This is a genomic window from Anabaena sp. 90 (genome assembly GCF_000312705.1).
Classification (GTDB): Bacteria; Cyanobacteriota; Cyanobacteriia; order Cyanobacteriales; family Nostocaceae; genus Dolichospermum; species Dolichospermum lemmermannii.
This window is the reverse complement of sequence record NC_019427.1, coordinates 2,028,342-2,041,344: the sequence shown is the minus strand read 5'-3', so window position 1 is coordinate 2,041,344 and position 13,003 is coordinate 2,028,342. Positions and strand designations below refer to the sequence as shown.

Annotated in this window: 12 protein-coding genes; 4 read left to right on the top strand and 8 right to left on the bottom strand. The window is 39.1% G+C overall.

Annotation, left to right across the window (positions count from 1 at the left end):
• Positions 1-18 precede the first annotated feature (18 nt).
• Positions 19-1,110 (bottom strand): HNH endonuclease, encoded by a 1,092-nt coding sequence (locus tag ANA_RS23500; protein ID WP_015079762.1) that lies wholly within the window; start codon positions 1,108-1,110, stop codon positions 19-21.
• A gap of 495 nt (positions 1,111-1,605) precedes the next feature.
• Between ANA_RS23500 and ANA_RS09005 the strand changes: the two genes are divergently transcribed.
• Both ANA_RS09005 and ANA_RS09000 read left to right on the top strand, forming a co-directional pair.
• Positions 1,606-5,799: a glycerophosphodiester phosphodiesterase family protein gene (locus ANA_RS09005; RefSeq protein ID WP_235081996.1), complete on the top strand. Its 4,194-nt coding sequence runs from the start codon at positions 1,606-1,608 to the stop codon at positions 5,797-5,799.
• Positions 5,800-6,224: 425 nt separating this feature from the next.
• The gene (locus tag ANA_RS09000) at positions 6,225-6,479 is read left to right on the top strand and encodes a hypothetical protein (protein WP_015079760.1); all 255 of its coding nucleotides are present in this window, start codon (positions 6,225-6,227) and stop codon (positions 6,477-6,479) included.
• A 268-nt stretch (positions 6,480-6,747) separates the two neighbouring features.
• On the opposite strand, the gene ANA_RS27020 is transcribed toward ANA_RS09000, so the two are convergent.
• From ANA_RS27020 to ANA_RS26505, 3 genes are read right to left on the bottom strand one after another with little or no spacing between them, the layout of a single operon-like run.
• The gene (locus tag ANA_RS27020) at positions 6,748-6,918 is read right to left on the bottom strand and encodes a hypothetical protein (RefSeq protein WP_015079759.1); all 171 of its coding nucleotides are present in this window, start codon (positions 6,916-6,918) and stop codon (positions 6,748-6,750) included.
• Positions 6,919-6,920: 2 nt separating this feature from the next.
• The gene (locus tag ANA_RS08995) at positions 6,921-7,394 is read right to left on the bottom strand and encodes a type II toxin-antitoxin system VapC family toxin (protein WP_015079758.1); all 474 of its coding nucleotides are present in this window, start codon (positions 7,392-7,394) and stop codon (positions 6,921-6,923) included.
• A 34-nt stretch (positions 7,395-7,428) separates the two neighbouring features.
• Positions 7,429-7,581 (bottom strand): hypothetical protein, encoded by a 153-nt coding sequence (locus ANA_RS26505; protein ID WP_158310516.1) that lies wholly within the window; start codon positions 7,579-7,581, stop codon positions 7,429-7,431.
• A gap of 64 nt (positions 7,582-7,645) precedes the next feature.
• Here ANA_RS26505 and ANA_RS08990 point away from each other — a divergent pair, with 64 nt between their 5' ends.
• Both ANA_RS08990 and ANA_RS08985 read left to right on the top strand, forming a co-directional pair.
• Positions 7,646-7,882, top strand: coding sequence for a type II toxin-antitoxin system HicA family toxin (locus tag ANA_RS08990; protein WP_015079757.1), 237 nt, complete (start codon positions 7,646-7,648; stop codon positions 7,880-7,882).
• Positions 7,882-8,115: a type II toxin-antitoxin system HicB family antitoxin gene (locus ANA_RS08985; RefSeq protein ID WP_015079756.1), complete on the top strand. Its 234-nt coding sequence runs from the start codon at positions 7,882-7,884 to the stop codon at positions 8,113-8,115. The genes ANA_RS08990 and ANA_RS08985 overlap by 1 nt, the downstream gene beginning before the upstream one ends.
• Before the next feature lie 254 nt (positions 8,116-8,369).
• On the opposite strand, the gene ANA_RS08980 is transcribed toward ANA_RS08985, so the two are convergent.
• From ANA_RS08980 to ANA_RS23495, 4 genes are all read right to left on the bottom strand, one after another.
• Entirely contained in the window at positions 8,370-8,636 is a 267-nt protein-coding gene (locus ANA_RS08980) for a type II toxin-antitoxin system HigB family toxin (RefSeq protein WP_015079755.1), read from the bottom strand.
• Positions 8,637-8,665: 29 nt separating this feature from the next.
• Positions 8,666-8,890 (bottom strand): type II toxin-antitoxin system VapC family toxin, encoded by a 225-nt coding sequence (locus ANA_RS08975; RefSeq protein ID WP_015079754.1) that lies wholly within the window; start codon positions 8,888-8,890, stop codon positions 8,666-8,668.
• A complete protein-coding gene (locus tag ANA_RS27015; RefSeq protein WP_168633541.1) occupies positions 8,887-9,048 on the bottom strand; it encodes a hypothetical protein in 162 nt (53 codons plus the stop codon). The genes ANA_RS08975 and ANA_RS27015 overlap by 4 nt, the downstream gene beginning before the upstream one ends.
• Positions 9,049-9,332: 284 nt before the next feature.
• The gene (locus ANA_RS23495) at positions 9,333-12,911 is read right to left on the bottom strand and encodes a BPSL0067 family protein (protein ID WP_015079753.1); all 3,579 of its coding nucleotides are present in this window, start codon (positions 12,909-12,911) and stop codon (positions 9,333-9,335) included.
• Between the last annotated feature and the right edge of the window lie 92 nt (positions 12,912-13,003).

Below are 13,003 nucleotides of genomic sequence, written 5' to 3'. Positions count from 1 at the left end.
AAAGTGGAGAGGGGTTTTTTATTTCTCACATTTTTGTAAAAAAGTTTGATAATGCTGTTCTAATGCAATTAAATTAGGTTTAAATCTGTCTTTTTCAGGAAGTAGTAATTTTTTGCCGCTAAGTCCTTGATAATCAGTACCACATAAGCTAGGGGAGATTACCACTTCATAGCTTTTTGGATCTATAGATAGTAAGTGTTTATCAAAAAGTATGTGTATATCTGCTCGAAGTAAAATTCCATTAGAAGGATGATTTGTTTCATAACCAAGATAGGGAATAATATGAGCAGCTTGTAAAACATTTTTTGTGTCAAATCCTGTAATGGAACACTTTCCTTGATAGGCTTTTAGTAGATCACTACGAAACTTAGCTTGTCCTTTGCGTTGAACAACTACAGATACAACTCGCTCTCTATCATCTGTAATATTCTGCGGATCAAATTCATTTTCAAGAGCATGAAGTAATTCTCTAGAAAGGTCGTCTTTTGGCTCTTCTCCAGCCATCAGGTGCATTAACCTTACGTAAATATCATCCTCTTCCTCTGAATTAAAGTCACGTTGCTTTATATATTTCTGATAAACAAAAGCTAATTTTACAAAATCTATTTTATCCCAAGGACTAATATTTCTTGAATTTTCGTGAGGACTTTCTTCTGCTCCTAACTTTGTATTTTGATAACGTTCTTCTAGAATTTCCTTTTCCAATTTTGCCTGAAATAAAAATAACTCTTTTGATAATTTATCTTTTGGACTTTCACCGGATGAAAGAATAATAAGCTTCAGTAGAACATCTTTTTTCTGCTTAAAGTTTAAGGTATGCTGCTCTACATATTTTATAAAGACAAAAGTGATGGTTTCCCAAACTTTAATTTCTGTTTCTGGAAAGACATCTAGTGTAAAACATTTTAACCAGTTTTCAAAACTGTCAGTTACAAAAACACCGACAAGTGAATAAATTCTGTTAATTTGATTAAGCTGTTCAGATGTAATTTGGCTAACTGGTCTATTACGCGGAATAAGTTTTTCCAAAGACTGGCTTTTAATTGTCATCTTACCAGTTTTACGATTTAAAATTCTTGTTTTGATTTTCAAATTTTCGTTATTTGACATTTTTTACTTTACCTTATTAATACTATTTACCATTACTTTATCCCAACTTTTCATCCAAGATTGCTTCTATATCTTGCTCACCATAGATGACTCTGAGAATCTCTATACCTGAATCTGAAGAAAGATAAAAAACAAGATACTTGTTAAATCCTTTTGGCGATTTTTTCCCACACAGTTTTACGGATATCTCCCGAATCATCAGGAGTCATCTCAGTTGCATTTATACTGCTGTAACCACCATGATACCATCAACTAGCAATAACTAATTATACCTATCTCATTTTCTATCAAAAACTACTTTGACTAGTCTCTCCTACAAACAGCTTCTAAAGCTTTCATAGTTTCCCCCTACCAAATCAATAATCTTAACTTAGAGATTTTGTTACTTAAGTACAACCTTAATCAGCACTTAAATAAATCTAAACTATAGACAATAATATCTTAACTTTCGACTGATATTGTTGATGCCATTACCTGCAATTTCTCATAAGCAAATTGTCTTTCTCTCAAAATACTTTAAATATTACTTCTCCTATGGTGACACTCAAAGGTTTTGCTTCTCTACCCGCTGATACATTCGCTGCTGGACCAGCTTCAGGTGCGGCTGTACCTAATCCTACCAATGGTCGCCCTACACCCCTTCCTGGTCAACCTGTGCAAGGTTTTAGTGGGGTCCAATTTGCTCCTAATGGTGGTGGTTCTGTCTTTTGGTTCTTAGCAGATAACGGTTTTGGGGCAAAAAATAACAGTGCTGATTTCCTCCTGCGACTTTACCAAGTTGACCCCAATTTTGCGGGTACAGAAAACGGTAATGGCAGTGTAGCGCTTCAAAACTTTATTCAATTGTCTGACCCCAATAAATTAATCCCCTTTGATATTGTCAATAAAAATACGGTGAAGCGGGAACTCACCGGGGCTGACTTTGATGTAGAGTCCTTTGTGATTGATGCTAAGGGCGATATTTGGGTCGGTGATGAATTTGGAACTTACCTACTACATTTCAATAGCAATGGTGTTTTATTAGATGCACCCTTCGCCACTCCTAACCTTGTTAAACTAAATACCCTCAACGGTCAAGCCCCCATTGTCATTGGCCATCGTGGTGCTAGTGGTGAACTACCAGAACATACAATAGAAGCTTACCGCCTGGCAATTTTGCGCGGTGCAGACTTCATTGAACCAGATTTGGTATCCACTAAGGATGGGGTATTAATTGCCCGTCATGAACCTAACCTGATTAACACCACCGATGTAGCTAGTCGTCCCGAATTTGCTAGTCGGAAAACTACTAAGATAGTAGATGGTGTTGCTGAAGAAGGTTTCTTTGCTTCAGATTTTACCTTGGCAGAAATTAAAACTCTGCGGGCTGTAATGCCTCAAGGTTTCCGAGATCAGTTATACAACGGTCTTCTCCAAGTTCCTACCCTGGGCGAAATTATTGATTTGGTGAAAGAGGTTGAGGTACAAACTGGTAAGAAAATCGGTATTTATCCTGAAACCAAACACCCCACCTATCACGACAATTTGGGTTTGTCTCTGGAAGAAAAACTGATTGACACCCTCAAAGTCAAAGGATTTACTGATCCCAAACGGATTTTCATTCAGTCCTTTGAAGTCAGCAATCTCAAGGATTTAAACAACACCATCATGCCGACTGCTGGTGTGAATCTGCCCTTAGTGCAATTGCTTGATGCCTACGATGTCGCCAACGATGGCACACTGTTGTATCAAGATGTTTACGCTCGTCCCTACGATTTCACTGTTAAGGGAGACACCCGCACCTATGGAGATTTATTAACTCCTGCTGGTTTGAAAGAAATTGCTGCCTACGCTGATGGTATTGGACCCTGGAAACGGCAGATTGTTTCGGTGAAAACAGTTGATAACAATAATGATGGTAAACCTGACGATCTCAATAACGATGGTGTGATTAACGATGCGGATAAAGTTACCCTAGCACCCACCAGCTTAGTTAGTGATGCCCACAAAGAGGGTTTGGTTGTCCATCCTTACACCTTCCGCAATGAAAGCCGTTCTCTAGCATCAGATTACAATAACAATCCTGAGTTGGAGTACCGTCAGTTCATTAGTTTGGGTGTAGATGGTTACTTTACTGACTTCCCAGGGACAGGAGACTTAGTTCGGGATCAAATTACGGCGAATCAAGTCCGATCGCCCCAAAATCCCACTGTTCTCTCTACTCCTAAATTTGATACCCTCACAGGCAAAGCCCCCATCGTCATCGGTCACCGGGGTGCAAGTGGTGAACGTCCAGAACATACCCTAGCATCCTACAAATTAGCGATCGCTCAAGGTGCAGATTTCGTTGAACCCGATTTAGTGGTAACAAAAGATGGTGTCTTAATTGCCCGTCATGAACCCATGTTAGCAGTCGGCGTTCTCAATACTGATGGCACAATTCAACGAGATGCTAATGGTAAGCCAGTTATCAATACTACTGATACGAGTACGGATGTTTACTTACGGGATAAGTTTGCCGATCGCCTGAAAATCAAAAATTTAGATGGTCGCAATGTCGTCGGTTGGTTTGCTGAAGACTTTACCCTGGCAGAAGTTAAGGAACTGAATGCGATTGAACGGATTCCTGCTTTGCGTGGTACTACTTTCGATCAAGATGGATTGAAAGTACCAACCCTGAAAGAAGTCATTGATTTGGTGAAACAAGTCGAACTAGAAACAGGTCGCAAAATCGGTATTTATCCTGAAACCAAACATCCTACTTTCTTTCAACAGCAAGGTATCAATACTAGCCAAATTTTAGCAGACACCCTCAAAGCTGAGAACTTTACCGACCCATCTCGGATCTTCATTCAATCCTTTGAAGTTGCCAACCTCAAGGCGCTGAAAAACACCATCATGCCCACCGCAGGGATTGATATTCCTCTGGTGCAATTGTTTGGTGGTTCAGGTCAACCTTATGACTTTGTAGTTGCTGGTGATACCCGCACCTATACCAATTTGTCCACCCCCGCAGGTTTAGCCGAAATTGCTACCTACGCTAAAGGAATTGGTCCTAATAAACAGCGGATTATTCCTCAGTTGACAGTGGATGCCAATAAGGATGGACAGCCTGATGATCTCAATGGTGATGGACAAATCAGTGATGGCGATCGCATTTTAGGCGCTCCTACAACCCTCATTCAAGATGCCCACAAAGCAGGTTTAATCGTTCACCTCTACACCTTGCGGAATGACAGTTTCTTCCTCCCCGCAGATTATAAAGGCGACCCCGGTGCAGAATTCCGTAAATTCATTGATTTGGGTGTAGACGGCTTTTTTACCGATTTTCCAAAAACCGGGCGTTCTGTCTTAGTAAATAATTACCTGGCTGGTACAGGCTACGCTAATCCCAACGGGAATTTAAATACTCCTTACTTCAATAATTCCCCAGAATACTTTGCTCCTAATCAACCCTACTACGGCGACCTCGTAACAGCGAATTTGAACCGCTCCCAAGGCTTTGAAGGCATGGCATTTAGCCCTGACCGTCAAACCCTCTATCCGATGTTGGAAGGAACTGTTGTCGGCGATCCTGCTGGTTCTGTACGGATTTATAAATTCGATGTAGCCAGTGAAAGCTACCAAGGATTGGTAGGACGTTATCAATTAGCCAGTACCAGTAATGCGATCGGTGATTTCACTCCCATCAATAACAACGAGTTCCTAATTATTGAACGCGATAATAACCAAGGTACTACAGCCGCTTTCAAGAAGATATTCAAAGTTGATTTCAGCAAGATTGATGCTAATGGCTTTGTTTCCAAAGAGGAAGTCGCAGACCTCCTAAATATCCAAGATGCTAAGGATCTCAATGGTGATGGCAAAACTACATACAATATGCCTTTCCAAACCATTGAAGATGTGTTGGTAATTGATAGCAAAACCATTTTGGTGGCAAACGATAACAACTATCCCTTCTCCATTGGTCGTCCTCCAGGAATTGACAACAATGAGATGGTGGTCTTGGAACTAGACAAACCTCTTGCCCTTGATCCCCGTCTAGGTCTATCTGCGTCTATAGCAGAAGCTACCCAATATGTGGCGGGGACAACTGGTAAAGATGATTTGTTTGTCAGTGGTGGCACTGATGGCATCAATGACACCATCTTCACTGGCGCAGGTGATGACACTGTTGATACTGTCTTGGGTGCAAGTTCTCCCTTTGCTGGTAACAATATCGTTGATTCGGGTAGCGGTGATGATACGATCTTTGTGAATAAGGGCGATCGCACTTTCGGTAGTGATGGCAATGACACCTTTGATGCTAGAGATGGTCAAGGTGGCAACCGCATATCTGGTGGTGTGGGTGATGATACCTTCTACTTAGGTAGCAATGACCGGGCTTTGGGTGGTGATGGTAAAGATATCTTCAGAGTTAGTCTTGGTGGTGGTAACTTAATTTCCGGTGGTGCCGGCGCTGACCAATTCTGGATTGTCAATGCTGAATTACCCTCTTCGGCTAATACCGTGCTTGACTTCCAACTGGGTACGGATGTTATCGGTATTCAAGGTGCTGTTAGCTTAGGTATTACCACATCAACATTGAAGTTAAATCAAGTTGGTGGAGATACTGCGATTGTCTTCAACAATCAAACCTTAGCTACTCTGACTGGGATTCAAGCCAGTAGTTTGAGTTTGACAGATTCTAAACAGTTTGTCTTTGCTTAGAATCTAATTCTCCCGTAGGGGTTTAGCGCAATGCGTTAAGCCCTGACGGGGCAAAATCTCTGTAGTTTGGTTTGCATTTTTTTGATCGAAAACTGCTGTAAGAGGTTGTTTGAAAAGTATTATATGAAACCCATAATCTCCAAAAACTTAACCCCCCTACCCCCCTTCCCTACAAGGGAATGGGGGTTTTAAAGCCTCTCCCCTGCAAGGGGAGAGGTTTGGAGAGGGGTCAGTTTATACATTAAAAACTTTTCAAACATCCTCTTAGAAGTGTAATCAATCTCAGGAATCTGGGTTATTTTGTAATCACAACAGTGACAAACAGAGATTCCTAGGTCGGGCTTCGCTATCGCTCCTAATCTCAAAGCAAGTTATTGTATTGTAAAATAGGAAATATGAATTGAGTTTGTAATTAGGAATATACTATGACTATAGAACGCTGGAATGACGAAATGCTTGATGAATTAGCATCAAGTGTAAGTGAATTAAGAGAAAGTATGACTGAGGTTAAAGATGGTATAGATGGTTTAAGAATAACTGCTCAAGCTTTGTTACAATTGGCTGCTCAAAATCAACAAAATATGGAATTAATAAAAGAAAGACAGGCTGAAAGTGATCAGAGATTTAATGTTATACTTGAGGAAGTTCGCTATTTAATTCGAGGTAATCAAGCGAGCTAGGGATTGAGTATTACATGGAACACTAATGGTAAGTTTAAACGTACTTCAGGAAGAAGGGCTGTACCATCGAACAGAGCATCTAAGGTTTGAATCATAACTTTTTCCTATACTGCATTACTACCATTATATCGCCTTCAATCTCCTTGTTAAAAAGCGAACTGCTTGCAGCAGTGCTTGCGCTATCGCATCCCATCATCCCCCAAAACAGCGAACTGCTTGCAGCAGCGCTTCGCTATCGCACCTCCCATCATCCCCTACAACAGCGAGCCTATTTAGTTGAGGATGATAATGTTACGAGCGGCTGAGTAATAACTTTTCTGTTTTTAGCTACCTGTTTTTTTCTTAAATCTTGACAAATTTCATGCAAATCATAATTAAAAGCTTTAGCGTGTTCTTCTCGGATTTTGTAAATTTCTTCTAATACTTCATCTTTCCACATATTTAATCTCCCATAAGTTCATAAGGTGTACAAATCGTTGGTAGTTCATATCCAGATTGAATACTAATTTGTGAGAGTTTTTTCTGGATTTGTGCATTGGCAATATGTTTACAGTTCCATGTTAACAAATAATCTACTTTATAAACAGTGGCTAAGGCAATATGCAAGGCATCATCAGATGCTTTAGGAGGAAGATTGCTTTTTGTCAGAAATTGCTGGGCTAATTCTTCCACTGCTTCATTGAGTGCTAATAATGGTAACTCACTTATTAGATCCAGTCGTTTAGTAGCTATTTCTTGATCTCCTCTGGCTAATTCTTCTAGAACTACTTCCGAAATATATAGAGTAAAATTTTCCCGACGAGTATCCCACCAATTTTGTGTAATTACTGAATTTGAAGCAGTAATTAGATTAGTGCTTGGTCTAATTGTTAGATAGCCAATAATACTGGTATCAAGATATAGACTTTCAATCATTATTAAATATTTAAAAAAATTATTTATTATTTTACTATATGATTGCTACAAACAACCGATCGCATCCCACATCCCCAAAAATGGTACATCCCACATCCCAAAAGCGAACTGCTTGCAGCAGCGCTTCGCTATCGCACTTCCCACATTCCCAAAAAGCGAACTGACAAGTCAGCGCTTGCGCTGTCACAAATTAAATTCCTGTCAGACTATAATAAAATCAAGGGATAATCTACTAAATAATAGCCTTGGTGATGACTAAAAAAGAAAAACTATGGCAAAAAGCTAAAAATAGTCCAGAAAATCTAACTTTTGATGAATTTGAAACTCTCCTCATTCAGAATGGGTGGGAATTTAGTCGTCAAAAAGGAAGTCATCGTTTATGGTATTCACCGAGTGGCAAACCTTTACCAATTCAACCTCGTAAAGATGGAAAAGCAAAACTCTATCAAATTCAGCAGTTCTTTGAATATCAAGAGGGAAATCAGTAATGACTTTAAATAATTATAATTTTAATGGCTTTACAATTAATTTATATATTGATGAACAAGGAGATTGGTTAGCACATTTCCAAGAAATACCTAACATTTCAGCTTTTGGTGATACTCCCGAAGAAGCTTTGCAAGAACTAAAATTAGCCTGGGAGTTAGTGAAGGAAGATTATCAACAAAAGGGTAAAGAAATTCCCTTTGCTCCTGTGCGTAGAAAACTGTACTCTTCATGAAGCGATTCCTGCGGAGCGCTTCGCTATCGCACCCCCACCCCCAAAACAGCGAACTGCTTGCAGCAGCGCTTCGCTATCGCACCTCCTCGACATCCCCAAAAGCGATTCCTAGGTCGCGCTTCGCTATCGCATTCCCACATCCCCAAACATCGAACTGCTTGCAGCAGCGCTTCGCTATCGCACTCCCCCTATTCCTAAAAGCGATTCCTAGGTCGGGCTTCGCTATCGCTCCTCCCATCATCGCAAAACAGTGATTATTCTTGATGGGTACCAATAAAACGAATAAAAATAATCCCAATCTCATAACGAATGTGGACAATTAAACGATAATTATTACCTTTAATATTAAAGACTAATCGATTATTAGTAATAATACTGGCATTAGCATAAACTTCTTTAATGTCTGATGGACTTTGCCAATTTGCACGGGTAGCATCATCAAACCATGCTTTTAAAGGCTGTTCTGTATCAGGATATTTTTGCCAATATTCTCTTAGGGTAGTCCGAGCAATAATTCTCATTGTAATAATATTATTTATCAAAAATTAGTTTACTTGGCATTTGCAGTTTGCGCTAACTGATACCATTCATCAATGGGTAAAGGCAAAACTAATTTATTGACACTAGATTTAACTGCTACTTCCCAAACAGAAATTGCTGAAATTAATAAGCCATTTTGGGATTCTTCACTTTCAATAGCTTCTTGCGCTGCTTGTGATAATTGACTAGGCTCATGAAGCAACCATAGCCAAATATGGGTATCTAGAAAAATCATTCTGCTAATGCTTGCCAAAGTTCAGGCATAGGTTCATCAAAATCACTAGCAATGGTAATAGGTTTTCCTTTGAGTGGGTAATTCTTTGTAGTGTTTATCTGTTGTGAAATTAGATCAATGTTTCCTGCTTTAAATTCTAGAAACTTCCATTCCATCATCCCTAAAAGCGATTCCTACGGTCGAATTTTCGCTCTCCCACATCCCTACATCTTTTTATCCTCCCCAAAACGTAGGGGTTTAGCACTGCTAAACCATTACCCAACGACTAACTAGCAGCGACATATTTACAATGATTTTCATGTTGAGGAATTATCTTGATTTTCGACATTTTTGGATATGGAAATAACCTAAATATCTACCGATTTTGTACCCAATATTTTATCGGTTTGTGTACCCGATATCGTAGGGGTTTAGCATTGCTAAACCCCTACCAAACTAGAAATCAAGACTGAATCACATAGTAGTTGTCGGCATCACCAACTCCTGTCCCATTATTCCGATAAAATCCCAAGTTAACTGCTCCAGGATTTTGTTGCCACAAATAAAAACCAGATACTCCATTTTGAGTTCCATAACCTGCAAAAATTCCGGTATGTTGATAGGAACCGTTATCATAACTATTATTTGGTCCAGCAAAAGTTGCGATCGCAGTACCTACAGCCACATTACCATTTCCCATGACATTAGCTCCTCGTTTCCAGTTAGTGGTGAAGTAATAAGGACTAGAGCTATTAATTCCTGTGGCATAAGCAACTAAATCCCAACATTGATATATATTTTCACTGGGATAACCATCTACATCAATGTATTGACCATTTAACTGTCCATTCTGTAACTGGGTTAAACGAGTTGAAGTAGTCATTAAACCGGATGGTGCAGGTGGTGTTACAACAACTTTCTCCCAAGATATATCCATAAATGCAGCACCACCACCTTCCCACATATCGTAACCGACATCATACCAACCCGCAGGCAAAGTGAATTTCACCTCGTAATAGTCACCATAAGCATATAACCATTGATTAGCAGGTGTGATATTGTAAGAACCGCCTTGTCCCCAAGCACCATTTGCCCAGAGGTGGAAACCATCATCTCCACGCACCCGGAATTTATATTCGCTACCATCAAAATATTGTAGAGTCCAAGCACCCATCACAAAGAAATTATGAGGGAGACGAGCGTTATCACCATTAGGCGCATCTTGTCCCCAATTAGCATTAATACCAATTTTGCCATCACTGCGAACATTAGAGCCTAAATTAGCATTACCAATCAGATTCCCCTGATCACGGAAAATATCAAAGGAAGGTGCAGTACCTTGTCCATCCCAATGGTAAATAGATCCATTCCAGTATTTTGAAGTATCTACATTGTCATTGAAAGCCTGATGTCCTTCCAGTTTGAAATTTATTGAAGCAATACCAGAATCTTCCTTATATTCAATGGTAACAGGATAATACCCACCCGTTGAACGGAAGTAACCAGAATACCAGCCAATTTGATTGTACTTATTTACTACATATTCATTACCAATTTTTACATTAATGCCATCATCAGCACCAGTGGTAATATGATACAGTCCAGGTGCAAAATAATGAGTAGTTTGATAACGTGCAGAGAAGTTATCCGTCGGAGTATTTGGGACAGATCCATTACCCCAATCCCGGCTAAAGCTGCCAGTAATATCGGTAAAACCTTCTGTGTAAGTAGGTATTGCTGATAAATCTTTATTTCCGAAATAGTCGGTTGTCCAAATGCCAACAGGATCAGATTTACCCACAATAGTGAAATTGCGATTAGGCTCATCTAGAATATCTAGATCACCTGTATGAGTGCTACCATTCATTAACCAAACAAGATTTTGACCATTGGCATAATTGCGCCAGATAATATCGGATTTACCATCATTATTGAAATCTGCCGCGCCCATAATATGCCAGTTGAGATCCCCAACCTTATCAACATTGGCGGTACTAGCGCGATTTACGCCATTCATCAACCAGATGGAATTATCCCCTGTAGTTGCATTTCTCCAAAGAATATCAATCTTGCCATCACTATTAAAGTCACCTGTTCCCACAATGCGCTGATTAAGATTGGTATCAGCTTCTAAATCAACTCGACCAATAACTTGATAATTCTTCATCATCCAAACCTGATTAGCACCTGTGACATAATTACGCAAGAGAATATCTACATTACCATCTTGGTTAAAATCACCTGTGCCTACAATATGCCAATCATTGCTCGATACTGCCTCAATCTCCTTAATATCAATGCGCTGATTACCATTCATTAACCAAATACGAACATAACCTGGAGAATTAACCCAGTGATAACGTTGAATAATGTCTGTATTACCATCATTATTAAAGTCTCCAGTGCCTACAAAATACCAAGCTCCATCATTTTTATCACCTCCATCATCAAGGTCTATCCAACTAGCAGAGGTCCCATTCATTGCCCAAGCACCAAGGTTTCCATCAGATAGATTTTTCCAGAGAATGTCAGTTTTACCGTCTTTATTAAAGTCAGTAACCAATCCTAAATGACTGGTTTTAGTATTATCAGCAATTACAACTGTGGCATTATTAGCAGTTCCAACCACATAATTAACATTATTTACTAGGCTCAAAACTACTGTTTCATTGCCTTCATAAATAGCATCATCAATGGGATTAATGTTAACCGTAGCTGTAGAAGAATTAGCTGCAAAAGTCGCAATCCCATTTAATGCGTTGTAGTCTATGCCATTAGTTGCTGTACCCCCAACAGAGTAATTAACAGATAAAGATGAAGCTATATTTCCTATTCTTGTAAAAGTAAACTGACCAGGATTTGCAGTTTGTCCAGTTGAAGTTTCTCCTGCATTAGCATCACTTGCACTAATAGTAATTGTTGGTTTCTCAATACCAATAACACCATCACCATTTACATCTATAGCAAAAACAGATTCTTTACCCAAAGCTTCAGCAGAATTTAATCCCCATGCTCCTTCAGAAGAAATCCAATTCCAATTATTATCTAAATGCCAGATATGCAGGAAGTTTCCAGAAACATTTTTCCAGAGAACTTGATTATCTCCATTCACGGTTTCTACTGCTAGAGTTTGCCATCCTGAATAGATATCTTGATAGATTTGTTGCCCACCATTTTTGATGGGAGTTGGGGTAGCTGTTCCTACTTGAGCAAAGAATTTATTAGCTGTATCTTTAACTAACTTAGTATTTCCTGCTGATTCAATCAAGCTGTAAGGATTGCCAATAACACCATCACCATTAGCATCTACAGCAAAAACAGATTCTTTACCCAAAGCTTCAGCAGAATTTAATCCCCATGCTCCTTCAGAAGAAATCCAATTCCAATTATTATCTAAATGCCAGATATGCAGGAAGTTTCCAGAAACATTTTTCCAGAGAACTTGATTATCTCCATTGACGGTTTCTACTGCTAGAGTTTGCCATCCTTGATAGATATTTGGGAATATTTGTTGCCCACTATTTTTGATGGGAGTTGGGGTAGCTGTTCCTACTTGAGCAAAGAATTTATTAGCTGTATCTTTAACTAACTTCGTATTTCCTGCTGATTCCATCAAGCTGTAAGGATTGCCAATTATGCCATCACTATTTGTATCTATACCAAAGTTTGTTTCTTGAGTGAAAGCTTCAGAGGAATTTAATCCCCATGCTCCTTCAGAAGAAATCCAATTCCAATTATTATCTAAATGCCAGATATGCAGGAAGTTTCCAGAAACATTTTTCCAGAGAACTTGATTATCTCCATTCACGGTTTCTACTGCTAGAGTTTGCCATCCTGAATAGATATCTTGATAGATTTGTTGTCCACCATTTCTGATAGTAATTGGGGTATTTGTTCCTGCTTGAGCAAAATATTTGTTGGCTGTATCTTTGAGTAAATAAGTATTACCTATTATGTCAATATTTGTGAATAACTGATTTGTCCCGCTTAGATTAAGGCTGGTGGTAGAGTCCAGCGTATTATTTACGATATCTAATACCATGTGTACACTCTGAGTTCATATATATTCATCATGATTACAGATTATGTTTAATCATGACTACAGTATTATTACTGAATTTAATACAGTCAGTA

Coding starts and splice junctions, on each gene's coding strand:
- ANA_RS08985 (WP_015079756.1), top strand. CDS start 7,882: ATGACTTTAAATAATTATAATTTTAATGGCTTTACAATTAATTTATAT.
- ANA_RS09000 (WP_015079760.1), top strand. CDS start 6,225: ATGACTATAGAACGCTGGAATGACGAAATGCTTGATGAATTAGCATCA.
- ANA_RS23500 (WP_015079762.1), bottom strand. CDS start 1,110: ATGTCAAATAACGAAAATTTGAAAATCAAAACAAGAATTTTAAATCGT.
- ANA_RS08980 (WP_015079755.1), bottom strand. CDS start 8,636: ATGAGAATTATTGCTCGGACTACCCTAAGAGAATATTGGCAAAAATAT.
- ANA_RS27015 (WP_168633541.1), bottom strand. CDS start 9,048: ATGATGGAATGGAAGTTTCTAGAATTTAAAGCAGGAAACATTGATCTA.
- ANA_RS08975 (WP_015079754.1), bottom strand. CDS start 8,890: ATGATTTTTCTAGATACCCATATTTGGCTATGGTTGCTTCATGAGCCT.
- ANA_RS08995 (WP_015079758.1), bottom strand. CDS start 7,394: ATGATTGAAAGTCTATATCTTGATACCAGTATTATTGGCTATCTAACA.
- ANA_RS23495 (WP_015079753.1), bottom strand. CDS start 12,911: ATGGTATTAGATATCGTAAATAATACGCTGGACTCTACCACCAGCCTT.
- ANA_RS08990 (WP_015079757.1), top strand. CDS start 7,646: ATGACTAAAAAAGAAAAACTATGGCAAAAAGCTAAAAATAGTCCAGAA.
- ANA_RS27020 (WP_015079759.1), bottom strand. CDS start 6,918: ATGTGGAAAGATGAAGTATTAGAAGAAATTTACAAAATCCGAGAAGAA.